This is a genomic window from Sorangium sp. So ce296, assembly GCF_051529605.1.
Taxonomy (GTDB): Bacteria; Myxococcota_A; Polyangia; order Polyangiales; family Polyangiaceae; genus Sorangium; species Sorangium cellulosum_D.
In genome coordinates, this window is sequence record NZ_CP150325.1 from 378,330 (window position 1) to 402,276 (window position 23,947).

Sequence of the window (23,947 nt, forward strand, 5' to 3'; positions counted from 1 at the left end):
CGCAATGCCCGGCGAACGCTGGCCGTCGACGAAGAGCCTCGGCACCACAGCCTCGATGCAAATTTGCACGCCGGTCGCCGGACCCGTGGGCTCGGGGGCGGGCATCGTGCTGCTCTATGCGCCCAATTACGAGCAGTTTCGCCCGGCGTACGCCCTGCCCGAGTCGGGCTCGGTCCTCGGCCGCGATCCGAGCGCGGACATCTGCGTACCGACGCGCACCGCGTCGCGCCAACACGCCCGCATCGAGCGGCGCGGGGGCGTCTGGCGGCTCGTCGATCTCGGCGGCCGCAACGGCACGCTGCATAACGGCGAGTTCGTCGCCGAGGCCGTCCTCGCGCACCTCGACGAGATCCGGATCGGCGACGCCATCTTCAAGTTCGTCGAGAGCGACGCCGAGAGCTACGCGCACTACCGCATCGACGGCGCCTATCTCGACGATCCGGACGCGCCGGCGAAGCCCCGGCCGCGCGCCTCGACGAGCCGGATCGTCGGCGGTTACCAGAGCCAGCGCCTCGCCGGGAGCCTGCGCGAGATCGCGCGCAGCGAGCTGTCGGTGCTGATCCTCGGCGAGAGCGGGACCGGAAAGGAGATCTTCGCCGAGCAGCTCCACGATTGGAGCGGCAGGCGCGGGCCGCTCCATGTCGTCAACTGCGCGGCGATCCCCGCCGCGCTCATCGAGGGGGAGCTCTTCGGACACCGGCGCGGCGCCTTCTCGGGCGCCGACCGCGACCGGGTGGGCATCCTCCGCGCGGCCCACCAGGGCACGCTCCTGCTCGACGAGATCGGGGATATGCCGCTCGAAGCCCAGGCGAAGCTCCTCCGGGTGATCCAGTCGAAGGAGGTCATGCCGCTCGGCGCGTCGCAGCCCGAGCAGGTCGATGTGCGGATCGTCGCCGCCACCCACCGCGACCTCGACGCGCTCCAGCAGGCGGGCGCCTTCCGCGCCGACCTGTTCGCTCGCCTGAACGAGCTCAGCATCACGCTGCCCCCCCTGCGCGAGCGCAAGGAAGACATCTTCTCGCTGTGCGTCGCGCTCGCGAGGCGCCACGGTCGGCCCGAGGCGCGCCCCGGCATGGCGTTCATGGCGGGCCTGCTCCACCACGATTTCCCCTACAACGTGCGGGAGCTCGAGGCGCTCATCAAGCGCTGGGCCGCCAGGGCGCGCAGCGCCGAGCTCGACGTCGAGGACCTCAGCGACGAGATCCGGGACCGGATGCGGGGCTACGGCGCCCGGAGCTCGGCGTCGCAGCCGCCGCCCGCGGACGAGGCCCGCGCCACGCTGGCCCCGGAGGACGAGGCGGCGCCCTCGGCCCGCGAGGGCGCCGACGCGCCGAGGGGGACGCTGCCCCCGCGGGCCTGCCCGGACGAGAAGGCGCTGCGGGAGCTCCTGGTGCAGCAGCGGGGCAACGTCGCCGCGGTGGCGCGCGAGCTCGGGAGGGATCGCGCGCAGGTGCACCGGTGGATCCGGCGGTACAACATGAACGTCGACGACTTCCGCTGACCCGACGCGGCGGTCGACGCCGGCTATTCGAAGCGCTGGGGGAGGAGCGGGTCGCTCGCGTCCGCGGGGGGCGGCGCCGCGGCAGGCGCCGCGCTCGCCGCCGCGGGCCGAGGTTTGCGCGCCGGGCTCCCGGAAGCCCGGCGCGACACCTGCTTCCGCTTCGCCGCGGCGGCGCCGGCGTCGGCGACGATGACCTCGGTCTCCCCATCGCCCTCCAGGACGTCGCGGACCTCCCCCGGGATCCCGGGCAGCGCCGCCATGCCGTCGTTCCGCGCCGCGGGCGCCCGGTCGATCTCCGCCGGGGCCTCCCCGGGGGCGATCGCCCGCCCGATCCGGCGCGCGGACGGGGACGCCTCGGGCATCGGCGAGGGCGCCGGGCGCTCGACCGAGGGCGCCTCCAGCGCGCCGTGGATCGCGCGCAGCACCCCGGCGGACGCCGCGCCGGGCGCGTCGGCCGGCCAGGGCATCGCGGCCCCGCCGAAGCCCGCGGCGAGCAGCGCGAAGGCGGAGAGCCGCAACCTGGTCCAGTCCCGGTGCGGCGGCCGCGCGGGCTCGCTCGGCGGTCGCTCCGGTCGCTCGTCGGGGCGGTGGTCCCGTCCGAGCGTCCGCTCGCCGTGCGCGCCGCGGTCCAGGCCGGGCGTCCGTTCGCCGAGGGCGCCGTAGTCCCGGCTGGGCGTCCGTTCGCCGAGGGCGCCGTAGTCCCGGCTGAGCGTCGGCTCGCCGAGGGCGCCGTAGTCCCGGCTGAGCGTCCGCTCGTCCGGGGTCGCGGTCCCGCTGTCCAGCGGGAGGTCCCTCCACCGCTGCGCGCCGCCCGCGCCGCTCATCGGCCGCCGGGGGGCGCGCGCCCTCACCCGCGGCTCGAACCGCGGGGCGACCGTGAGGCGCTCGGACGGCGCCAGGGGGACGAACAGGCTCTCGTCCAGCGAGAGAGGGTCCTCGCCGAGCAGCGGCAGGAGGGCGTCGCGCATCGCGGAGGCGCTCGGATACCGGTCGGCCGGCTGGTACTGGAGCGCGCCGTCGATGACCGCGGCGACCTCGGGCGGGACCCACGGCGCGAAGTCCTGGACCGGCGCGGGCAGGTCGGCGACCAGGGAGGTGATGAGCTCGCCGACCGACTTGACGTCCTCGGTCGGCGTTCGACCGGCCAGCGCGCGGTAGAGCACGACCCCGAGCGACCAGAGGTCGGTCCGATGATCGATGTCCTTGATGCCCCGCGCCTGCTCGGGGGACATGTAGCGCGGCGTCCCGAGCACGTGTCCGGACCACGTGAGCCCCGTGGTATCCCGGCGAGGATCGTGGGCTGGCCGGATCTTCGCGACGCCGAAGTCGAGCAGCTTGACGACGAGCCCGCCGCCCCCCTCGCGCCGCGCGAGGAACAGGTTGGCCGGCTTGATGTCCCGGTGCACGACCCCGGCTTCGTGCGCCCTCTGCAGGCCGACGCACGCCTGGGCCACGATCCGGAGCGCGAGCCGGGGGGGCAGCGGGCCGAGGCGGTCGAGGAGGTGCGCGAGGTCCTCGCCGCGGAGCAGCTCCATGACCAGGAACGGCGAGCCCGTCGCCCGATCCACGCCGGCGTCGAGCACGCGGACGATGTGCTCGGTCCGGATGGCGCTCGCGGCCCGCGCCTCGCGCTCGAACCGGCCCAGGGCGGACCGGCCGCGGGCGAGCTCCGGGGAGAGGACCTTCACGGCGACGCGGCGCTGCAGCGCGACGTCATCGGCCTCGTAAACGGCCCCCATCCCCCCTTTGCCGATCAGCCGGCCAAGGGTGTACCTGCCGTTCATCGTCGTAGCGTCCACGAGCAGCATGTCCAATCAGGCGCGTTGGGCCCTGGCTCGAGCCCGGGTCGGTGGCAGCGCTTGCATTTTCGATGCCAGGCTCATGCGGGGGAGCGCCCGGTCGTGGCGGCTCCGGTGCGCGGCGCTCGCGCGACATTCACTTTCTCGTGAGCCCAGCAGGAGGGGTGCTTTCACCCGTTGATTTCCTGCTCGTTTGCAGGCGGCGCACCCGTGGCCGGGGCTCCGCCGAGCCCACGCCGCCGCCGTTCACCCCGCCTTCGCCAGCGCGAACCCCGCGTACCCCTGGGCCGCGACCTCCTCGCACCGCTTCCTGTAGGCCCCGACGCCGCCGGCATACGGCATGAGGACGCGCGGCTTGCCGGGGATGTTGGCCCCGATGTACCAGGAATGGGCCAGGGGATAGAGCGTGCCGTCGGCCACCTCCTTGACGTGCGCGACCCACCGGTCCTCCGCCTCGGCGATGGCCTCGATGCGCTCGAGGCCGCGCGCGCGCAGGTACGCGAGGCAGTCGGCGATCCACTCCACGTGCTGCTCGATGGAGACGATCGCGTTGCTGAACACCGACGGGCTGCCCGGGCCGGTGATGGTGAACAGGTTCGGGAATCCGGCGACGGCGAGGCCGAGGTACGTGCGCGGGCCGTCGGCCCACACCTGCTTCAGCGACGCGCCGCCCCTGCCCCGGAGGTCGATGCGGGTCAGGGCGCCCGTCATCGCGTCGAAGCCCGTCGCGAACACGAGGCAATCCAGCGCGTGCTCCGCGCTCCGCGTCCGGAGCCCCCGCTCGGTGATCTCCTCGATCGGCGACGCGTTCAGGTCGACCAGGGTGACGTTGTCTCGATTGAACGTCTCGTAATAGCGGGTATCGACGCAGAGGCGCCGGGTGCCGAGCGGGTATTCTCGCGGGCACAGCGCCTCGGCGACCGCGGGGTCGCGGACCGTCGCGCGGATCTGGGACCGGACGAACTCGGCGGCCGTCTCGTTGGCCTCGCGGGAGCGCATCACGTCCGAGAACGTGACGAGGAAGGACGTGCCGCCCTGCTCCCATCGCGCCTTGTACGCGCGCTCCCGCTCCTCGGGCGACACCTCCAGCGCGGACTTCGGGTTGACCTCCATAACGACCCCGGCGCGCGTCTCGCGGGCCTTGCGCCGGTACTCGGCGTAGTTCGCCTTCATCCACGCTTCGTAGGCCGGATCCAGGGGCGCGTTACGCGCCGGCACGCTGAAGCAGGGGGTCCGCTGGAACACGAAGAGCCGGGCCGCCTGCTCGGCGATGATGGGGATGACCTGGACGCCGGACGAGCCGGTGCCGAGGACGCCGACGCGCTTGCCGCGGAGGTCGACGCCTCCGTGCGGCCAGCGGCTCGTGTGGTACCGCGCGCCCTGGAAGCGCTCGATCCCGGGGAGATCGGGCGTCTTCGCCGCGGACAAGCAGCCCGTGGCCATGATCAGGAACCCGGCGGACACGCTCGCGCCGTCGTCGGTCCGGACGAGCCACCGGCCCGTCCCGTCGTCGAAGGCGGCCGCGGTCACGCGCGTCCCGAGCTGGATGTCCCGGCGGAGCTCGAACCTGTCCGCGACGTGCTCGAGATAGCGCAGGATCTCCGGCTGGGTAGCGTAACGCTCGGTCCACTTCCACTCTTGCTGGAGCTCGGACGAGAACGAATAGGAGTAGTCCATGCTGGGGATATCGCAGCGCGCGCCCGGGTAGCGGTTCCAGAACCACGTGCCGCCCACCCCGCTGCCCGCCTCGTAGACCCGCGCCGAGAGGCCGAGCTGGCGCAGGCGGTAAAGCATGTACAGCCCCGCGAACCCGGCGCCGACCACGACCGCATCGAAGCGGCCCACCGGCGCCGCGCCGCCCACCGAACGATTCGACTCCACCTCGGACATGATGTTCGCCTCCCTCCGGACACGGATGTGCGCGCGGCGCTGCTCGCCCCGCGCGGCGTTTGCGGTGATGCGTGCGGCGCGGCGCCGCCCGGGGCGATGGCCTTCAGGCCCGGTGGACGTTCCAGGCGAGCGCCATCAAGCTCACGACCAGCAGCACGCCGAGGTGCAACAGGCCGCTCCAGCCCAGCGCCGACAGGAGCGCTCCGGACGAGAGCGAGGCCGCGCCGCTTCCGGCAAACACGCACAGATCGTTGACGCCCTGCGCGCGAAAGCGCTCGGCGCCCGAGCGGCTGCGCGCGACCAGGGTCGTCGCGGTCACGAACACGTAACACCACCCGATCCCGACCAACGAAAGGCCGACCAGGTGCCCTTCGAACCCCGGAATCCAGCTGAGCATGAAGCCCACGAGCAGGAACCCGAGCCCGACGCCCTGGAGCGCCGCGATCGACATCCGCTTGAGCAAGGCGCCGACCGAGAGCGACGGCAGGTACATGCTCAGGAGGTGCACCTCGATCACCCAGCTCGCCTCCTTGACCGAGCGCTGCTCGACGCCGCACATCTGCAAGGGCGTCGGCACCATGATCAGGCTCATCACCAGGAAGGCGCCTGCGCCCATGGCGACCATCGGCCAGTACAGGGCGCGCGCGCGCGCGTCGGGCGCGGCGGAGGCCCCGGCGGCGAGCGCCTCCTGCGGCCGGTACGCCGCGAACGAGAGCGCCGAGATCGCCTGGAGCGCCGCCAGGATCAGCAGGGTAGTCGGCATGCTGCTGGACGTCCGCCCCTCCAGCAGGCCGAAGAGCGAGATGCCGGGGACGATGCCCGCCGCGCTGGCGAGCTGGATCATCGTCAGCAGGCGCGGCGCGCGACCGCTCGGCTGCCCTTCGAGGATCGCGAAGCGATACTGCTGCACGAAGGCGCCGTGCAGCCCGACGCCGAGGACCGCCGTGCAGAACAGCGCGAAGTCCGAGGTCTCCACCCCGCGCGCGGCGAGCGCGAGGCAGCCGGCGGACAGGAGCGCCGCGGCGATGAAGCAGGGCCGGCGCCCGAAGCGCCGCATCAGCTGGCTCGCCGGCCAGGTGCCCAGCGCCGAGGACAGCACCAGCACGGCCACCGGCACGGTCGCGAGCCGCATGTCCCCCGCGAGCCGCTCGCCCACCACGCTGCCGACGAACTGGATCGAGACCACGCCGGCGATCCCGGCGACCTGGCACAGCAGCAGGACCGCCGTGTTGACGGACGCGGCCGGCGCGGCGGCGAGCGCGCGGCGGATCAACGGGAGCGCTCCGCGCCGGGCCGCGCGGGCTCGCCTTCCGCATCCAGCGCCGCGATGGCGCCCAGGGACAGGCCGAGGCGCTCGCTCAGGAAACGCACCATCGTCCAGTGGGGCAGCGCGCCCTCGTCGAAGGGGCCGAACTCCTCGCGGTAGAGCGGAAGCCAGCGCAGCGCCTCCTCGAGCGCCTGCTCCCGGCTGGGCTGCGTCTCCTGGTAATCCTCGTACGGCAAGCTGCGGTGATGGATGAAGAAGCGCCCCGGCAGGCGCTCCTCGCAGAGCTCGCGGTACTCCCGCGTCTGCAAGATCAGGTAGTGCCAGACCTCGTCGATCGCCTGCTCCACGGGCAGGAACAGCCCGGCCAGCCGCTCCGGGTAGCGCGACACCAGGTACAGGTACCTCAGGCACTCGATGACCTGGCGCTCGACGTACGCGGGCTCCTCGCCGGTGGTCCGCGCGAAGTGCCGCACGACCCCGGAGAAGAAGGCGTCGTCGAGCAACGCCTTCAGCGCGGCGGCCGTCACCCTGGGTTGTTCCGTCTTCATACGCCACCTCGCTCCGCGGCCTCGGTCTCGTGCACCAGCCATGCGTATTTGCCGGACTTGCCGATCGCGATGTGCTCGCGGTGCTCGAGAGCGCAGTCGAGCGCGGCGCCGTCCGAGATCGCCTGTCGCAGCGCGCGCGCCGCGGCCGCTCCGATGGGCCTGCCGTCGAACGTGGTGTACAGGAGCCGCGCCTCGTGCGGGCCGCTCGGGCGGAGCTGGTAGACGAAGATGGACGGCGCGGACGCGGCGATCCAGTCGTCGAGGTGGGCCTGGGAGAGCAGGCCGCCGCGCCCGAGCCGCAGCAGCTCGCGCTCGCGCCCGCAGAACCGCCGGATGCGGAGCGGGTCGGGCGAGCCGTCGACCGTCTCGGCGCAGTCGCCCGAGCGATAGCGGATCAGCGGCATGTGGGGGTTGCGCACGCTCGACACGATGAGGCTGTAGATAGCGCTGCCTTCCTCGACCGGGATCAGCTCGAGGTGCATCTTGTCGAGATAGGGCCAGTATCGCCCGTGACGATCGCTGAAATACAGATACCCGAGCTCGGTGCTGCCGAACAGGTCGACGATCGGGCAGTCGAAGCGCTGCTGGAGCAGCCGCCGCACGTTCCTCGGCGTGTACTCGTAGGCGTGGACGATGCTGGCCGGCCTCGGGAAGCGCTGCCACGCGCCAGAAGAGAGGGCCTTTTGCACGAGGTGAGCGAGGTGGTAGCTGTCGCAGTCGAGGTGGTATAAGCCTCGCGGATGTGCCGTTTGTACGGCGGTCATCTCGCCCAGCATGCGCTCCACGTCGCTGCGCTCCCAGAGCGCCGGGTCGAGCTGCAGGTTGAGGTAGAGCGTCCGCTCGTCGAGCCGGCGCTCCTCGAGGCTCGGATGCGCCGGCGCCGGGGCGCCGCGCCGCTTCGCGCTGAGCCGCGCCACGTGCTCGGTCGCCAGCACGGTGGTGAGCGAGACGCGCTGGCAGCCCTGCTGCCAGGTGATGGCGATGTCGGGGTGCTCGCTCCACAGCCGGTAATAGGACTTGAGCAGGAAGAAGGGCGGGCGGATGATCTGCATCCGCGCGTGGTTGGTCCCGGTCGAGAGCACGAGCTCCGCCTCGCCGGCCTCGAGCGCCGCGGCGAGCCTCGGGGTCATCCAGTTGTCCGGGAAGCCCCTGGCGATCTCCGGCTTCTCGAGGATCGGGAACGAGCCCGCCTCGATGGACGTGCGGTAGATGGGGATGTCCCTGACCTCTTCGATCATCGCGGCGAGCGTCTGTCGTTGGGCGTCCATCGGTCGACTCCGGGAGACGGCCGGGCGGGCCGTCGAGAAGCGTTGTTCCCCAGGGTCCGGGCGGCCGCGAGCGAGGCAGAAGCCCGCAAATGCGATGGCGCTCCGCCTCGCTCGCCGCCCGGGTGGCCCTGTCAGCTGATGCAGCCGGCCTTCTTCGAGATACAGCCCGCCTTCTTCGAGATGCAGCCGGCCTTCTTCGAGATGCAGCCGGCCTTCCTCGAGATGCAGCCGTCCTTCCTCGAGATGCAGCCGGCGTCGAGGGTCGCTTCACCGGCCGAGTTGGCCGCGACCCACTGGTTCCAGAGACGGTCCTGAGCGATCTGCCGAATCAGGTGTTCCATTCGAGCCTCCTAGATTGTGATGATGGTCGATGCGTGAACAGCGCACACGTCCACGACCCGCGCGCTGCCGCGGTCGCGTGCTCGACGGCACGGCAGACACGGATTGTGTGCAGCCCGACCGTCCAGCTGACTATATGGGTCCAGGAATGGGGGTCAAGGAGCGGAGCCCGGGGCTGGATCGCGTTGTCCGGACATCGATCGAGAGGGGCGGCCCATGGGCAGCGCAGCTATCCCGACGCATCACGCAGCGAGCGCGCCATTCAACCGACACGATACGATTGCGGCGCGGGCGTCTGCGATCACACCCGGATCGCGTCATGGCAGATGAACCGATTCGTCCGGGGAGCGCTCCCCTATCTCGTCGGCCGACCCGGCACGGACCGTTCAGGCTGCCGGACGAACGGCACGGGCTCCGGTTTTCGTGTAGATCGATGCAGGAGCGCGTGCGTAGGTGGGGGATGCGGCGGCTCCGCTCCGCCGCGCGAACGGTGAGGGACAGCGATGGCCAACGCAGATCGAGACAGCGAAACGAGCGCGCGCGTGTGGACCGGAGCCGGCGGGGGCAACATCGACGCGCCGCCGCGGCAGCGGCGCCCGGTCCGGCGGTGGCGCCCGACCGCATGGGCCCTGACGGGGGTGCTCGCGGCCGGCGCGCTCGGGCTGGGGGCCGCGGGCTGCGCGCGCGCCGCTCCGGACCGGTCAGGGACGGCCGCTGTCGAGGCCAGGCCGGTCGCCAGCGCCGCGCCCGCCGCCAGCGCCGCGGCGAGCGCCGGCGCCGCGCCCACCGCCGGCGCCGCGCCCACGGCCAGCGCCGCGCCGGCCGCGACGCCGCCACCGGCGGCCGCCGCGGGGTGGCGGTTCGAGAGCTCCCTCGGCGTGCAGATCGAGGTCCCGGCCGACTGGGCCGTCAACGACTACGGCTGCAACATGAGCGACAGGCCCACCGTCGTCCGGGCACAGATGCTCCAGCTCGGGTGCCTGACGCCGGAGAAGCCGACGAAGCAGGTCGCGCAGATCGGCGCCGATGCGCCGGAAGAGGTGAAGAAGGGCCCGGAGTTCACGCGCCGCGACGTGTCGCTCGGCGGCGTGAGCGCCGAGCGCACGGAGGGGCGGGGCGCGGACGGCCGCCATTTCGGCTGGCTGAGGATCCCGTCGCGGCAGATCCTGATCTCGGTCCGGACCCACGATCCCGAGATCACCCGCCGGATCCTCGACAGCGCGCAGCTCGTCAGCGTCGATCACAACGGCTGCCCTGACAGGCGCCCTCCCAAGGCGGCGCACCCCGGCGCGCGCTCGGCCCTGGCGCCTCGCGACCCGTCGTCGCTCTCCATCTGCTACTACGGCCCGAGGGGCGATGTGCTGCGGACCTCCGCGCGCCTGTCCGGGCGAGAGGCGGCCGCGCTGGCCGCCGCCCTCAATGCGTCGAGGCCCGGGCCCAACCCCGATGTCGATCCCAAGCAGTGCCTGCACCCGCCTGCGCCGCCCCCTGCAGATGCGGTGTTGCTCGTGGAGGACGCCGCCGGCAAGGGCGCGATCCATGTCGCGTTCTCCGCCTGCACGGGGCGTGGCCTGGACAACGGCGCTCTGCGCGCCCACGTCAACCTGCCGATCATCCAGCGCATCATGATCCCGCTGGGCACCGGCTTCTCGTACAGCGGCGATCTGAACCCCTGAACGGCGCACGGCGCGGCTCCCGGCGCGATGGCGGGCGCGCGAACCGGTGATGAGGGACGAGGCGAGCCCGCGATCGCCTGAACGATCGCGGAGCTCGGATTTCAACGCAAAGGCGCAAAGGCGCAAAGGCGCAAAAAGACAAGATGGAGTAGACAAGCGCCGCATGACCAGGCTCGTCCGCTTCACATGGGAGGGAACCAGGCACGGAGCTCCTTGCCCCTCCTCACCCTCTTCTTTTTGCGCCTTTGCGCCTTTGCGCCTTTGCGTCAGAATCTCTCTCGCCAGGACCAACAGCCTCGCTCCAGTGGCGCCTCGCGCGGCCCGACCGCACGCCACGGCTCCGATCACCCCGCGCACGGACGCGCCCCCCACGAGCGCCCTCGCGCGCCCCTGTCCCCCCCGAGGATCCATGGGAAAGACCTTCTCCGAGCTGGACGACGACCTCACCGGCTTCATCGCCGAGCAACACCTCTTCTTCGTCGCCTCCGCCCCCTCGGGCAGCGGCGGGCACGTCAACCTGTCGCCGAAGGGGCACGACACCTTCCGCGTCCTCGACCCCCGGACCGTGGCCTACCTCGACCTCACCGGCAGCGGCGTCGAGACCGTCGCGCACCTCCGCGACAACGGCCGCATCACGCTGATGTTCTGCGCGTTCTCCGGCCCGCCCCGCATCGTGCGCCTGTACGGCCGCGGCGAGCCGGTCTTCCCCGGCGATCCGCGCTTCGACGCGCTCGCGGGCCTCTTTCCGCAGCTCCCGGGCGTCCGGTCGGTGATCCGCGTCGCGCTCGAGCGCGTCGCCACGTCGTGCGGATACGCCGTGCCGCGCATGGCCTACGAGGGAGAGCGAGACACGCTGTCGAAATGGGCGGAGCGCAAGGGGAACGAGGGCCTCTCGCGGTACCGGCGGGAGAAGAACGCGGCGAGCATCGACGGCCTGCCAGGCCTGCCCGATCCACCCGCAAACGAGTGATCCGGCGGAGCCGGCGCGGCCCCGCCCGACGCTCGCCGGCGGGCGACCTGGCCCCGCGCACGCTGGCCAGGCCCGTCCCGTGGCCGGGAATAGGACGACCAAGCGCCGGGACTACGGATCTTCCGGGATGGTCACGGCGATGCTCTCGGTCGGCAGGGTGAAGGGCACGGTGATGACCGGGAGCGGCGACGTTGCGATCCTCGTTTCCTCGTCGCGCTCCAGGAAGACCGTGGCCTTCAGCTCGTGGTCTCCGTCGCCGACGAGCTCGAAGCGGTCGCACGTGTCGTGCTCTCCTTCGAGCGACGGGCTGACGCAGCCGGCGACCACAGGCGCCGACTCGGCGAGACGCCCGTGCCAGTCGATCGTGACCGACGCGCCGGGCGCGATCTCGTCGAACGCCACCCCGACCAAGTTGCCGCCGGGCTCGCCCATGAGCAGGCCCTCGCAGGTCGGAATCCTGGAACCGAGCAGGTTCGTGCCGTCGATCCACCAATCGATCGAGCCGAATGGGCCCGCGGAGTAGTACACCGGAGTGCTCCGCTCGTTCGTCACGACGATCGAGATCGGCTCTTCGAGCGCTTCGTCATCGCGCATGGCATCGCAGCTCGCCTCGCCGCCGGCGCCGCCGCCGCCGGTCTCGTCGCCGCCGGAGCCGCCGGAGCCGCCGGTGCCGCCGGTGCCGCCGGTGCCGCCGGAGGCACCGGAGCCGCCGGGGTCGGCGTCATTCCCCGAGCAGGCCACGAGGAATGCGCTCACCAGGAACGCGAGCAGCGAGGAACCTCTCGAGATCGAGAAAGAAGGCATGGTGTTCTCCCGGGAGCCTCTGGCACTCGGCGACAAAAATGTGCCGTAGGCGAGGTATGGCTTCCGCTGGCACTGATGAATCACAGGTCGTGCCGGCCACCAAAACGAGCCTGTTCCGCGACTCGGCGCACGTTTCCCTGGCACATTTGTGCCACAAAGCGCCGCAGCAAGTGAGCTCGAATGTGCCGTGACACAGATCGCGTCGGCGATCGCGGCCTGGGCCGCCGCGACCTCGGCTAGGCTCCTCGGGCGTACCGCCGATGCCTCCTGCGGCGGTCTCGCCCCCCAGCGCTCGAGGAGGCGGAGGTGACCTGAATGGGTCGTGACATCGATCACCTGCACCACGTCGGCCACGTCGTGAGCGATATGAAGGAAGGGCTCGAGCTCTACCGCCGGCTCGGCTTCCGCCTGTCGCCGCCCGCCTACCCCATGCTGTCGCCCAGGGAGGGCGAGCCGCCCAGGCCGTTCGGCGCCGCGAACACCCACGCCAACTTCCGACGCAACTTCGTCGAGCTCGTGAGCTGCGTCCGGGACGACGACCCCGGCGGGATCCCGAGCGACGCCAAGCTCGTCCCCATCCAGGCGCCTCCCGAGCACCTGCCGCGGCTCACCGAGGCCATCCGCAGCACCGTCGCCAAGATCGCCGCGTGCCTCGCGCGCTTCCAGGGCCTGCACATCCTCGTGTTCAAGACCCCCGACGCCGACGCCGCGGCCGGCAGGCTGAGCGCGGAGGGCATCCGCCACGGGGGCGTCAGCGCGGTCCGGCGGCCGGTGGACACCGCACAAGGACCGCGGGTGGAGGCGCTCCGCTTCATCGAGCTCGACAGCGACGCTCCGGAGGGCGCCGGGGCGGGCCGCGCGCCCGAGGGGAGGCTCGCGATCGCGGAGAACCCGCCCGCGGAGCTGCTCGAGGCGCAGCTCCACATGGATCATCCGAACGGCGCGGTGGACCTCGTCGACGCCGTGCTCTGCGTCGCCCGGGCGGCGCTGCCGGAGGTCGAGCGCCGCTACGCGACGTACCTCGGCCGCGCGGCGCGCGCCGACGGCCCGGCGCGCGTCTTCGATCTCGACGGCGCCCGCGTCACCCTCGTCGCCGACGCCGAACTGGAGGCGCTCCTGCCGGGCGAGCGAGCCCCGGCGCTCCCGGCCTTCGTCGCCTACACGGTCGCGGTGCGCGACGCCTCCGCCGCGCGGCAGCTCCTGGAAGGGAACGGCTTCCCGCTGAGGGCGTCGGCCTCCGGCGACCGCTTCGTCCCCGCCGCGGCGGCGCTCGGCGCCGCGATCGTGTTCCGGCAGGCCGAGGGTGTGAAAGCGGGCTGAACCGTGCGACCATCGGGGAGCGCGGCATGGCACGCATCCTCCTCGTCGACGACGACGCCTCCCTGGTCGAGGTGCTCGCGCTCGCGTTCCAGGAGGCGGGGCACGCGGCGCTCTCCGCGCGCGGCGGGACGGCCGCGCTCGCCGTCCTCCGCCAGATCGAGCAGGTCGACACCACCTCCGATCGCGTCGAGACCGTGATCGGCGCCGGCGACCGATTCCGGGCCTTCCGTGGATGACGGGAGGGCGCGGCGCGGCCCGCTCCCCTTCTTCCGCTCACTGCGCTTCCGGGTGACGGCGCTCGTCGTCGCCGTCGTGTTCGCGCCCACGCTCCTCTCCCTGTACCTGCGCATCGAGCTCCCGCGCCTCGTCGCGATCACCCTGCCGCTGTCGCTGCTGCTCGCCCTCTGGCTCACGCGCCGGTTCGTCCGCCCGCTCGAGGCGCTCCGCCGGCGCGCGCTCGCAAAGATCCGCGAGCCCACCCCGAGCGCCGACCTCCCCCTCCAGGGGCCGGCCGAGATGCAGGACGTGGCCGCGGCGTTCAACGCCTTGCTCGCGGCGCTCGCGGAGCGCCGCAAGGCGAACGAGGCGTTCGTCGCGGACCTCGCGCGCGAGTTCAAGGACCCCGTGGCCACGATCCGCGGCTGCGCCGACGCGCTCGCCGAGGCGCCGGCCGAGCGCGAGCAGGCCGCCCGGCTCTCGCGGCTGCTCAAGGAGTCGAGCCACCGGCTCGACACGCTGGTGAGCCAGTTCCTGGAGCTCGCCCGCGCCGAGGCCGGGATGCTCCACGAGGCGCGCGAGCGGGTCGACGTCGCGGCGCTCGCGCGGGGGCTCGTCGTGGCCATGGCCGACGACGAGCGCTTCGCCAAGGTCCGCTTCACCGTCTCCGGCGCCTCGAGCGCCCGGGTCGTCGGCGTCGCCTCTCGGTTCGAGTCCGTCCTCCGCAACCTGCTCGAGAGCGCGGCGTCGTTCTCGGGCGACGGCGGCAAGGTGCACGCGAGCGTCGACGTGGTCGAGGGCAGGCGCGTCGAGATCCGCGTCTCCGACACCGGCCCCGGCATCTCGGCAGAAGATCTCCCGCGGGTGTTCGATCGCTTCTTCACGACGCGCGGGCGCGAGCAGGGCAACGGGCTCGGGCTCGCGCTGGTCCGCGCCATCGTCGAGGCGCACGGCGGCGCCGTGAGCGCCGCGTCGAACCCGGGGCGGGGCGCCACCTTCGCGGTCGATCTGCCGCTCGCGCCGGCCGGGTGACCGCGTTCACGCCGTTTTCACGAGGGTCCCTCGACTCGGCATCTTCGCCTCGCTCGGCGACCACGAGTACCTCGGAAACATCGAGCGCACGCGGCCGATGTACGAGGCGAGCCGGGTGCAGCTGCTCGTGGACCGCGGCGCGACCATCGAGGCCGGGAGCCTTTGGTTTGTACATCAACGAGATCGCGACCTCCGGTCGGAGCGCAAATGTCAAGCGCGAACCAGGTTGCGAAGCCGCGCGGTCGCTCGTGCCACAGCAGCAGAAAGAAAGCACCGCCCCCACCCGGCGCTGCGTCGCGCAACGCGCGTCAATCGTCAGCGGAGCTCTCGTAGCGTCCACCGAGAACGGGACGCCGCGCAGATGTGGCCGAGTGGGGGAGGATGAAGTGATTTTCGTCTAGAGGTGTGAAGGGCGCCCGGGCTACCCTGGAACAGGGTCGTCGACTTTCTGCCCGAGCGCATCCGCTCGTGTTCGTCGAGGTGTGTCGTGAGTTTGAGAACGTCTTATCTGGCTTTGGCGGTGGGATTGCTGCAAGTCGCTGCCGCCTGCGGCGGGGGAGCGCCCTCCACGGGCGATCCCGGCGCAGGCGGCGCAGGGACCGGCACGAACTCGAGTGGTTCCGGCGAGAGCGGCGGCGGCGGCAGCGACTTCGGCGTGGGCGTCGGCCAGGGAGGCAGCGGCGGAGAGCGGCCGGATCCCTGCGCCGGCGACGACCCGCCCCCCGAGTGCGAGCTGCCTCAGGAGCCCGCCTGCGGCGACGGCATGATCAACCAGGCCAGCGAGGCGTGCGACGACGGCAACAGCCTGCCCGGCGACTGCTGTTCCGGGCTGTGCGAGATCGAGCCCTACTGCGAGTGTCCCGCGCCCGGCCAGCCGTGCGTGCTGACCATCGCGTGCGGCGACGGCGTGGTCGACCCGGGCGAGTTCTGCGACGACGGCAACACCGCGGACGGCGACGGCTGTAGCGCCGACTGCTACTTCGTCGACCCCTCGTACGTCTGTCCGACGCCGGGCGAGCCCTGCAAGCTGCTCTACGACTGCGGCGACGGCCGGGTGAACGGCTCGGAGACGTGCGACGACCGCAACGAGGTGTCCGGCGACGGCTGCAGCGCCGACTGCAAGCGCGAGCCGGGCTTCGTGTGCCCTCGGCCCGGGCAGCCCTGCGAGCTCGTCCCGGTCTGCGGCAACGGGGTCAAGGAGGCCGGCGAGATCTGCGACGACGGCAACGCGGTGGGCGGCGACGGCTGCTCGAGCCTGTGCCGGCAAGAGTCCTTCTACAACTGTCCCACGCCGGGCGAGCCGTGCGAGCTGCTCATCCGGTGCGGCGACGGCAGGGTGGACCCCGGCGAGCTCTGCGACGACGGCAACACGTCGGGCGGCGACGGCTGCAGCGCCGACTGCAAGGTGCTCGACCCGCTTTACGTGTGTCCCACGCCGGGCGTGCCCTGCACCCTCCTCTATCGCTGCGGCGACGGCCGCGTGAACAACGGCGAGCAGTGCGAGGACGGCGACGACCCGCCCGTGTCCGGCGACGGCTGCAGCGCCACGTGCATGCGCGAGCCGGGCTACGTGTGCCGGCGGCCCGGGCAGCCCTGCGAGCTCCTGCCGGTCTGCGGCAACGGGCTCCTCGAGAGCGGCGAGCAGTGCGACGACGGCAACACGGCGGGCGGCGACGGCTGCTCGAGCCTGTGCCGGCAGGAGGCGTTCTACGCCTGTCCGAACCCGGGGCAGCCGTGCGAGCTGCTGATCTGGTGCGGCGACGGCGCGCTCAACCCGGGCGAGGTCTGCGACGACGGCAACAACGTGAGCGGCGACGGCTGCAGCGCCGACTGCAAGACGGTGGAGCCGATCTACACGTGCCCCACGCCGGGCGTGCCCTGCACCCTCCAGTACTGGTGCGGCGACGGCCGCGTGAACGGCTCGGAGGAGTGCGAGGACGGCGACAGCCCGCCCGCGTCCGGCGACGGCTGCAGCGCCACGTGCATGCGCGAGGAGGGGTATCAGTGCAGCCGGCCCGGCCAGCCGTGCACGCGCCTGCCCGTCTGCGGCAACGGCCTCAAGGAGACCGGCGAGGTGTGCGACGACGGCAACACCGCGAGCGGCGACGGCTGCTCGAGCCTGTGCCGGCAGGAGGCGTTCTACACCTGCCCGACGCCGGGGCAGCCCTGCGAGCTCCTGATCCGCTGCGGCGACGGCGTGGTGGACCCGGGCGAGATCTGCGACGACGGCAACACGGCGAGCGGCGACGGCTGCAGCGCGGACTGCAAGGCGGTGGACCCGGCGTACGTGTGCCCCGAGCCGGGCGAGCCGTGCATCCTCGTCTACCGGTGCGGCGACGGCCGCGTGAACGGCGGGGAGCAGTGCGACGACGGCGAGGATCCGCCGGTGTCCGGCGACGGCTGCACGGCCGATTGCCGGCTCGAGGAGGGCTGGAACTGCCGGCCGGGCCAGCCCTGCACCGAGAGGACCTTCTGCGGCGACGGCGTGGTGCAGCTCGGCGAGCAGTGCGACGACGGCGGCGGGGTGAGCCCCGTCGGCGGAGACGGCTGCACCCCGCAGTGCAAGATCGAGGTGGGCTGGACGTGCCCGCCGGCCGGCGGCCCCTGCACCCCGCCCCCGCCGCCCGTGTGCGGCGACGGCGTGATCGGCGGCGATGAGCAGTGCGACGACGGCGAGGAGCCGGCCGACGGCGACGGCTGCAGCGCCGACTGCGAGACCATCGAGGACGGGTGGGACTGCTCGCGCGTCGGGTTCCGGTGCAAGACCCTCTGCGGCGACGGGATCAAGGTCGGCGCCGAGCAGTGCGACGACGGCAATCTCGACGACCGCGACGGCTGCGATGAGACCTGCCGGATCGAGCCCGGCCGGGTGTGCGACGACGGCGAGCCCCAGGACTGCACGGGCCGCTCCGTGTGCGGCGACGGCGTCCGCGAGGGCACCGAGGTCTGCGACGACGGCAACGGCAACTGGCGCGACAACTGCACGCCGGACTGCAAGCGCGAGCCCGACTGCAGGGCCGGCGCGTGCCTCTCGATCTGCGGCGACGGCATCCTCCTGCCCGGCGACGCCACCGAGCAGTGCGACGACGGCAACACCGAGAGCGGCGACGGCTGCTCCGCCACGTGCCGGATCGAGCCGGGCTACGTCTGCACCGTGGCGCCCACCGAGATGCGGTTGCCGATGGTGATCCGCGACTTCATCGGCTGGTGCCCGGACACCTACAACCGCAACACGAGCAACGCTCAGTGCGACGCCCGCCTGAACGCCAACCCCATCGGGCACTTCGACTTCGAGATCACCCCCTCGGACGGCGCGCAGCTCGACGGCACCGTCCAGACGACGCTCGACGCCGACGGCAAGCCCGTGAACGCGCACGGCCTCGGCTACTTCGATCCGGCCCGCAACAACGGCTATACCTCGGGGCAAACCAACTTCCAGTGGTGGTACCGGGACAACGCGCAGTTCAACCGGACGCTCCTCACCACGATCGAGCTGACCCCGCAGGGCCCCGGCAGCTTCGTGTACGAGCGGAGCCCGTTCTGGCCGGTGGACATCGACCCCCCCGGCAACGATCCCGCGCTCAACAGCCTCCTCGTCACCGGGGACGAGAACCCGCGCAACGACGGGCACAACTTCTACTTCACGAGCGAGGTCCGGTACTGGTTCCAGTTCAACCCGAACACCGCCGCGGCCGACCCGGTGCTCACCTTCTACGGTGACGACGACGTCTGGGTGTTCATCAAGAACACGCTGACCGTCGACATCGGCGGCATCCACGAGCGCATCCAGGAGAGCGTGACCATCCGGGACGACGGCAGCGCCCTCGTGACCCCCTGCACCGGCGCCAACTGCCCGAACCGCGCCCCCTACCCCGTCAACCTCAACCTCGAGGCGGGCAAGGTCTACGAGATCGCGGTGTTCCAGGCCGAGCGCCACGTCGTCGGATCGAACTACCAGCTCACGCTTTCGGGCTTCAGCGCCGGAACGTCGGTGTGCACGCCGCAGTGCGGGGTCGACCCGCCGGTCGTCACGCCGGGCGAGGAGTGCGACGACGGCCGCGCGAACGGGACCGGCTATGGCCAGTGCAACAACTGCCAGCTCGGCGCGTACTGCGGCGACGGCGTGAAGAACGGCCCCGAGGCCTGCGACAACGGCGTCAACAACAGCACCTATGCCAACGCCTCGAACGCCTGCGCGCCGGGGTGCGTGGCCCCGCCCCGCTGCGGCGACGGCAATGTCAACGCGCCGTACGAGGCGTGCGATCTCGGCTCCGGCAACACCGCGAGCGGCTACGGCGGCTGCACGACGGAGTGCGAGATCGGGCCGTCCTGCGGCGACGGCGTGGTCAACGGCGGCGAGGGGTGCGACGACGGCGTCAACGACGGCTTCTACGACACCTGCAACCCGGACTGCACGCCTGCGCCGAAGTGCGGCGACGGCCACGTCGACGCGGAGTGGGGCGAGGAGTGCGACAGCAGCGACCCGAGCTGCGTGCGCTGCCAGCTCGGCGAGCACTGCGGCGACGGCGTGCTGCAGGCGGAGCTCGGCGAGCAGTGCGACGACGGCATCAACGACGGCGGGTACGGCCAGTGCGCGCCCTCGTGCGTCCTCGGGCCGCGCTGCGGCGACGGCATCGTCCTGCAGGAGGAGGAGGACTGCGATCTTGGCGAGGGGATGAACACTGGCGCCTACGGCGGGTGCGACGCCTCCTGCCACTACGGTCCGTACTGCGGCGACGGCGTAAAGAACGGCGCCGAGGCGTGCGACGACGGCGTGAACGACGGCACCTACGGCACCTGCGGCCAGGGCTGCACGCCGGCGCCGAGGTGCGGCGACCGCAACGTCGACCGGGACTGGGGCGAGGAGTGCGACAGCAGCGACCCGACCTGCGTGAACTGCCGGCTCGCCGCGCAGTGCGGCAACGGGATCGTGCAGCCGGAGCTCGGCGAGCAGTGCGACGACGGCGTGAACGACGGCGGGTACGAGCAGTGCGGCCCCGCGTGCCTGCTCGGGCCGCGCTGCGGCGACGGCATCGTCCTCGACGCGGAGGAGGACTGCGATCTCGGCGACGGGCTGAACAACGGCGCTTACGGCGGGTGCACCGCGTCCTGCGACTACGCGCCGTACTGCGGCGACGGCGTGGTGAACGGCGCCGAGGCGTGCGACGACGGCGTGAACGACGGCACCTACGGCACCTGCGCCCCGGGCTGCACGCCGGCGCCGAAGTGCGGCGACAACCACGTCGACGCGGAGTGGGGCGAGGAGTGCGACAGCGAGACCGACTCGAACTGCGAGAGCTGCCGGCTCGGCGCGCACTGCGGCGACGGCGTGCCGCAGCCGGAGTTCGGCGAGGAGTGCGACGACGGCATCAACGACGGCGGGTACGGCGAGTGCGCGCCCTCGTGCGTGTACGGGCCGCGCTGCGGCGACGGCATCGTCCAGCCCGCGGACGAGGACTGCGACCTCGGCGCCGCCGGGAACGGCGGCGAGTACGGCGGGTGCACCGCGCTCTGCCAGTACGGGCCGTACTGCGGCGATGGCCTCGTCAACGGGACGGAGACCTGCGATGACGGCGTGAACGACGGCGTCTACGGCAGCTGCCTCCCCGACTGCACGCCGGCGGCCAAGTGCGGCGACAACGAGGTCGACGAGGAGTGGGGCGAGCAGTGCGATCCGCCGAACGAGGCCACGGGCTGCAGCAAGAACTGCCGCCTCGGCGCCCAGTGCGGCGACGGGGTCGTTCAGGCCGGCGAGAAGTGCGACGACGGCAAGAACGACGGCGGTTACGGCGAGTGCGGCCCGGGCTGCGTGTTCGGCCCGCGCTGCGGCGACGGCATCCGCAACGGCGACGAGAAGTGCGACGACGGCGACGGCAACAACACCGGCGGCTACGGCAAGTGCGCGCCGGGCTGCGTCTACGGTCCGTACTGCGGCGACGGCATCCGCCAGACCGCCCACGAGGAGTGCGACGACGGCAACAAGGTGAGCGGCGACGGCTGCAGCCTGACCTGCCAGAACGACGGCATTCCGAACTAGCCCGTCGCGACCGGGCGCGCGGGGCGCAGGCAGAGGCCGAGGCCTGCCCCCGCGAGCCCGAGCGGCCCCGTCCCGGGGGCCGCCGCGCTGCCCCATCCCCTCCCTGAACCTGCCCTTCGAGCTCGACGCGGAGCAGCGCCAGCAGCCTGCGCCGCGCCATCGGAGAGCTCCTGGCATTGTCTCTGCTGGAACGTGGCCCTACAGGGGCCCGGCGACTCATGCGCGTCCTGCAGCGCCATCGACGGAGGCCTGGGCCGGCGTGCTGCTGAAGCTCGCGCTGGTGGGCGCATCGGTGCTGCTGTCCTCGCTGGCGGCGCGGCGCTTCGGCCACGCGGTCGGCGGCACGATCGCTGGGCTGCCGATGATCGTCGGCCCGATCATGGGCTTCGTGCTGCTGCAGGAGACGCCCGCTCAGGCGAGCGCGATCGCGCTCGCGACGCTGGTGTGCTTGCCGGCCACCATCGTTCATGGGGTCGTCTTTGCCTGGTGCGCGACGCGCCTCCGCTGGGGCGCGGCGCTGCTGGCGGCGAACGTGGCGTTCCTGTCGCTGGGGGCAGCGCTGCTCGCGCTGCGGTTGCCCCCGCCGTGGGCCTGCGCCGCGGCGCTGCTGTCGCCTGCCCTGGGCGCGCTGGCCTTGCCGCGCCTCGGTCATGCGCCTGCCTCGACGGCCATTCCGCGCGCCGAGCTCGCCTGTCGCGTGGTGGCCGCGATGGCCATGGCCTGGTGCATCATGCGCGGCGCCGGCGTCGCGCCCGCGGGGTTCAGCGGCCTGCTGCTCGCCGTCCCGATCACCGGCAACGTCCTTCCGTGCTTCACCCTGCCCAGGCACGGCGCGGCTGCCGCGGTGGCCTTGCTCGCGGGCTTCGCGCGCGGCCTGTTCGGGTTCGCGGCGTTCTTCGTCGCGCTGCTCGCGGCGCTCGGCGCGATGCCTCCGGCGGCCGCCTACGGCCTCGCGTGGCTCGTTGCGCTGCTCGCGGCGCTTTCGCTGCGCGGGCTCGCGCAGCGCGCGCGGCCTGCGGGGCTCTCGTCGACCTCGTCGACGGCCGCCTGACCCCCTGTTCCAACCCCGACACCCCTTCGACCCGGGCGGCGATCTCGTTCCCAGCGGACGGAGCGCCTACGGCAGCCCGAGCGCTTCCTTCATCACGCTGTCGTCGACCAGCGGGGCGAGCTCGGCGCGGGTTCGCGGGGCGCGGCCGGTCTGCGCGGCGACCCAGGGCTCCTCTTCCTCGAGCACGTCGAGGATGTCGGGCACCAGCGTGCCCAGGAACCGCTCGTCGTCCCAGACCGCCTCGAGCACGGATGGCTCGATGCCGATCGCCTCCGAGATCCTCGGCCAGACGGCCTCCGGGTCCGTGCGATAGAGCTCTTGCGCTCTCGCGAGCGCCCGCACGAGCTCGACGATACCGCGCCGCTTCTCGGGGTCTGCAAGCTTCTCGGCGGTGCTGTGGAGGTTCACGATCTCGCGGTAGAGGGAGCGATCCTGGAACACGATGGCGTCGCTGCCGAGCGCCTCCTTCGCGAGCTCGGAGGAGGGCTCCCAGAGCGCGACGGCGTCCACGTCGCCCCGCTCCATCAGGGAGGGCAGCGTGTTCGCCCCGCAAGGCGTGGAGATGCAGATACCTCCGGGGACAATCGTGTAGTCGTCCGCCGTGAGGCCCACGGTGCCCAGGTACTTGTTGACGAACTATGCCGCGGACGTGTTCGGGATGGTCCCGATCCGCTTCCCGCGGAGATCCGCGAGCGCGCTGATCCCCGCCGCGCGGTTCGCGACGATTCGATAGAACGTCTCCGTCATCGTGAAGATGATACGCAGGTTCGGATGAGCCACCGATTGTCTCAGCGTCTGCGTCTCCGCGTTGGTGCCGAGGTCGATGCTATCGTCATTGAGCAGGCTCACGATGCCGCCGGAGTCGACGGTCGCCTCGCCCGGATAGAAGTCCTGCGAGGCGACCAGCACGGGCGTGAACTCGATGGACGCCGTGTCGCTCGTGATCTTGAGCGAGGGGAAGGGCGCCGCTCCCCCCTGACCGCCCGCGCCCGCGTCGCCGCCCGCACCAGCATTGCCGCCGGCGTCCGCGCCTCCGCCCGTGCCCGCGCTCGCCTTGCCACCACCGCCGCTGCTCGCGCCGGCAGCGCCGGAGCCGCCCGCGCCGCTCAGCGAGAACCCAATCGCGCTCAGCAGTACACCGGCATCTCCAATCAAAGGATCTCATCCCTCAGGATCTCCATGTGACCGAGGGTGCCACCGCCAGCATTGCTGTCGATCCTCGCGAGGGGTCGTCGTGAATTGCCCGCAGGCTGAGCGGATGAGGCCGCCGTGCTGCAAATCGCGTGTTCTCGGCCCCAGGAATGCGCTACGACGGCGCGGGCGCGCATGGATCCCGGAGGACGGAGCATGGTCGAGGAGACGGTATTCCAGGGCGGGGTCAACACCGTGCGCCGGCGCGGGGACCGGGTCCACCGGCCCGCGACGGCGGCGGCGCCGGCCATCCACCGGTTGCTGCGGCACCTGCGCGCGGCGGGGTTCGACGCGGCGCCGGAGCCGTTCGGCTACGACGACGAGGGGAACGAGGTGCTGTCGTACCTCGAGGGCGACGTGCACAACGCGCTCCCGGCCGAGCTGCGCACGCCCGAGCTCCTCACGTCCGCCGCCGCCTTGCTGCGCCGGTTCCACGACGCGAGCGCGACCTTCGCGCCGGGGCCGGACGACCGATGGCAGCTGCCGGCCCGGTCGCCGGCCGAGGTGGTCTGTCACGGCGATCTCGCGCCCTACAACTGCGTCGTCCGCGCCGGCCGCGTGGTCGGCTTCATCGATTTCGACAACGCCCACCCGGGGCCGCGCGCGTGGGATCTGGCCTACGCCGTCTACCGGTTCGCGCCGCTGCACGCGCCGACCAACCCGGACAGCGCCGGCAGCCCCGAGGAGCAGGCGCGGCGGGCCGCCGCGTTTTGCCGCGCTTACGGCGTCGCGCCCGGGGCGGAGCTGCTCGACACGGTGGTCGACCGGCTGGCGGCCCTCCTCGCCACCATGCGAAAGCGGGCCGAGGCCGGCGAAGCCGCGTCCCAGGCGCACATCGCAGCCGGCCACCCCGCGCTGTACGAAGAGGACATCCGCTACCTGCGAGCGCAGCGCGAGCGGCTGCTGCGGGGCTTCGCCGCGCCCCACGGCGACCCGGGGTGATCGCGGAGCCGCAGGCCACCCGCGGTGCGCGCGGCCTGCGCGGCGCACCGGCACCGCCGCTCGGCTGAAGGGCGGGCGCTATGGTGGCCCCGCTGC

Annotated in this window: 18 protein-coding genes; 9 read left to right on the forward strand and 9 right to left on the reverse strand. The window is 72.4% G+C overall.

Annotation, left to right across the window (positions count from 1 at the left end; all coding sequences use genetic code 11):
• The first annotated feature begins 4 nt into the window (after positions 1-4).
• Complete coding sequence (locus WME98_RS01520; protein WP_437949640.1) at positions 5-1,501, forward strand: sigma 54-interacting transcriptional regulator; 1,497 nt, start codon at positions 5-7, stop codon at positions 1,499-1,501.
• 23 nt (positions 1,502-1,524) lie between these two features.
• On the opposite strand, the gene WME98_RS01525 is transcribed toward WME98_RS01520, so the two are convergent.
• The 6 genes from WME98_RS01525 to WME98_RS01550 all read right to left on the reverse strand — a co-directional run bounded on the left by WME98_RS01525 (position 1,525) and on the right by WME98_RS01550 (position 8,614).
• Positions 1,525-3,309: a protein kinase domain-containing protein gene (locus WME98_RS01525; protein ID WP_437949641.1), complete on the reverse strand. Its 1,785-nt coding sequence runs from the start codon at positions 3,307-3,309 to the stop codon at positions 1,525-1,527.
• 237 nt (positions 3,310-3,546) lie between these two features.
• Complete coding sequence (locus WME98_RS01530; RefSeq protein ID WP_437949642.1) at positions 3,547-5,190, reverse strand: flavin-containing monooxygenase; 1,644 nt, start codon at positions 5,188-5,190, stop codon at positions 3,547-3,549.
• Between the two features lie 103 nt (positions 5,191-5,293).
• A complete protein-coding gene (locus WME98_RS01535; protein ID WP_437949643.1) occupies positions 5,294-6,463 on the reverse strand; it encodes an MFS transporter in 1,170 nt (389 codons plus the stop codon).
• On the reverse strand, positions 6,460-7,005 hold the full coding sequence (locus tag WME98_RS01540) for a glycine-rich domain-containing protein (RefSeq protein WP_437949644.1): 546 nt from the start codon (positions 7,003-7,005) through the stop codon (positions 6,460-6,462). Before WME98_RS01540 ends, WME98_RS01535 begins: the two co-directional genes overlap by 4 nt.
• A complete protein-coding gene (locus tag WME98_RS01545) occupies positions 7,002-8,273 on the reverse strand; it encodes a hypothetical protein (protein WP_437949645.1) in 1,272 nt (423 codons plus the stop codon). The genes WME98_RS01540 and WME98_RS01545 overlap by 4 nt, the downstream gene beginning before the upstream one ends.
• A gap of 131 nt (positions 8,274-8,404) precedes the next feature.
• On the reverse strand, positions 8,405-8,614 hold the full coding sequence (locus WME98_RS01550; protein WP_437949646.1) for a hypothetical protein: 210 nt from the start codon (positions 8,612-8,614) through the stop codon (positions 8,405-8,407).
• Positions 8,615-9,154: 540 nt separating this feature from the next.
• Here WME98_RS01550 and WME98_RS01555 point away from each other — a divergent pair.
• Both WME98_RS01555 and WME98_RS01560 read left to right on the forward strand, forming a co-directional pair.
• A complete protein-coding gene (locus WME98_RS01555) occupies positions 9,155-10,288 on the forward strand; it encodes a hypothetical protein (protein ID WP_437949647.1) in 1,134 nt (377 codons plus the stop codon).
• A 409-nt stretch (positions 10,289-10,697) separates the two neighbouring features.
• Entirely contained in the window at positions 10,698-11,258 is a 561-nt protein-coding gene (locus tag WME98_RS01560; RefSeq protein ID WP_061627086.1) for a pyridoxamine 5'-phosphate oxidase family protein, read from the forward strand.
• Positions 11,259-11,369: 111 nt separating this feature from the next.
• Here WME98_RS01560 and WME98_RS01565 read toward each other — a convergent pair whose 3' ends face one another.
• Complete coding sequence (locus tag WME98_RS01565) at positions 11,370-12,062, reverse strand: hypothetical protein (RefSeq protein WP_437949648.1); 693 nt, start codon at positions 12,060-12,062, stop codon at positions 11,370-11,372.
• A gap of 315 nt (positions 12,063-12,377) precedes the next feature.
• Here WME98_RS01565 and WME98_RS01570 point away from each other — a divergent pair, with 315 nt between their 5' ends.
• From WME98_RS01570 to WME98_RS01590, 5 genes are all read left to right on the forward strand, one after another.
• Complete coding sequence (locus WME98_RS01570; RefSeq protein ID WP_437949649.1) at positions 12,378-13,382, forward strand: VOC family protein; 1,005 nt, start codon at positions 12,378-12,380, stop codon at positions 13,380-13,382.
• A 26-nt stretch (positions 13,383-13,408) separates the two neighbouring features.
• Entirely contained in the window at positions 13,409-13,618 is a 210-nt protein-coding gene (locus tag WME98_RS01575) for a hypothetical protein (protein WP_437949650.1), read from the forward strand.
• On the forward strand, positions 13,611-14,630 hold the full coding sequence (locus WME98_RS01580) for a sensor histidine kinase (protein ID WP_437949651.1): 1,020 nt from the start codon (positions 13,611-13,613) through the stop codon (positions 14,628-14,630). The genes WME98_RS01575 and WME98_RS01580 overlap by 8 nt, the downstream gene beginning before the upstream one ends.
• A gap of 526 nt (positions 14,631-15,156) precedes the next feature.
• On the forward strand, positions 15,157-20,667 hold the full coding sequence (locus tag WME98_RS01585; protein ID WP_437949652.1) for a DUF4215 domain-containing protein: 5,511 nt from the start codon (positions 15,157-15,159) through the stop codon (positions 20,665-20,667).
• Between the two features lie 259 nt (positions 20,668-20,926).
• Positions 20,927-21,718: a hypothetical protein gene (locus tag WME98_RS01590; RefSeq protein WP_437949653.1), complete on the forward strand. Its 792-nt coding sequence runs from the start codon at positions 20,927-20,929 to the stop codon at positions 21,716-21,718.
• Positions 21,719-21,784: 66 nt separating this feature from the next.
• On the opposite strand, the gene WME98_RS01595 is transcribed toward WME98_RS01590, so the two are convergent.
• The gene (locus tag WME98_RS01595) at positions 21,785-22,330 is read right to left on the reverse strand and encodes a hypothetical protein (RefSeq protein WP_437949654.1); all 546 of its coding nucleotides are present in this window, start codon (positions 22,328-22,330) and stop codon (positions 21,785-21,787) included.
• Between the two features lie 24 nt (positions 22,331-22,354).
• Positions 22,355-22,873, reverse strand: coding sequence for an ABC transporter substrate-binding protein (locus WME98_RS01600; protein WP_437949655.1), 519 nt, complete (start codon positions 22,871-22,873; stop codon positions 22,355-22,357).
• Positions 22,874-23,065: 192 nt separating this feature from the next.
• Here WME98_RS01600 and WME98_RS01605 point away from each other — a divergent pair, with 192 nt between their 5' ends.
• Positions 23,066-23,851: a phosphotransferase gene (locus WME98_RS01605; RefSeq protein WP_437949656.1), complete on the forward strand. Its 786-nt coding sequence runs from the start codon at positions 23,066-23,068 to the stop codon at positions 23,849-23,851.
• Positions 23,852-23,947 lie beyond the last annotated feature (96 nt).

Excerpts from the sequence above, each read along its gene's own strand:
- WME98_RS01605 (WP_437949656.1), top strand. The coding sequence starts at position 23,066 with ATGGTCGAGGAGACGGTATTCCAGGGCGGGGTCAACACCGTGCGCCGG.
- WME98_RS01570 (WP_437949649.1), top strand. The coding sequence starts at position 12,378 with ATGGGTCGTGACATCGATCACCTGCACCACGTCGGCCACGTCGTGAGC.
- WME98_RS01530 (WP_437949642.1), bottom strand. The coding sequence starts at position 5,190 with ATGTCCGAGGTGGAGTCGAATCGTTCGGTGGGCGGCGCGGCGCCGGTG.
- WME98_RS01565 (WP_437949648.1), bottom strand. The coding sequence starts at position 12,062 with ATGCCTTCTTTCTCGATCTCGAGAGGTTCCTCGCTGCTCGCGTTCCTG.
- WME98_RS01540 (WP_437949644.1), bottom strand. The coding sequence starts at position 7,005 with ATGAAGACGGAACAACCCAGGGTGACGGCCGCCGCGCTGAAGGCGTTG.
- WME98_RS01520 (WP_437949640.1), top strand. The coding sequence starts at position 5 with ATGCCCGGCGAACGCTGGCCGTCGACGAAGAGCCTCGGCACCACAGCC.
- WME98_RS01560 (WP_061627086.1), top strand. The coding sequence starts at position 10,698 with ATGGGAAAGACCTTCTCCGAGCTGGACGACGACCTCACCGGCTTCATC.
- WME98_RS01575 (WP_437949650.1), top strand. The coding sequence starts at position 13,409 with ATGGCACGCATCCTCCTCGTCGACGACGACGCCTCCCTGGTCGAGGTG.
- WME98_RS01550 (WP_437949646.1), bottom strand. The coding sequence starts at position 8,614 with ATGGAACACCTGATTCGGCAGATCGCTCAGGACCGTCTCTGGAACCAG.
- WME98_RS01545 (WP_437949645.1), bottom strand. The coding sequence starts at position 8,273 with ATGGACGCCCAACGACAGACGCTCGCCGCGATGATCGAAGAGGTCAGG.
- WME98_RS01525 (WP_437949641.1), bottom strand. The coding sequence starts at position 3,309 with ATGCTGCTCGTGGACGCTACGACGATGAACGGCAGGTACACCCTTGGC.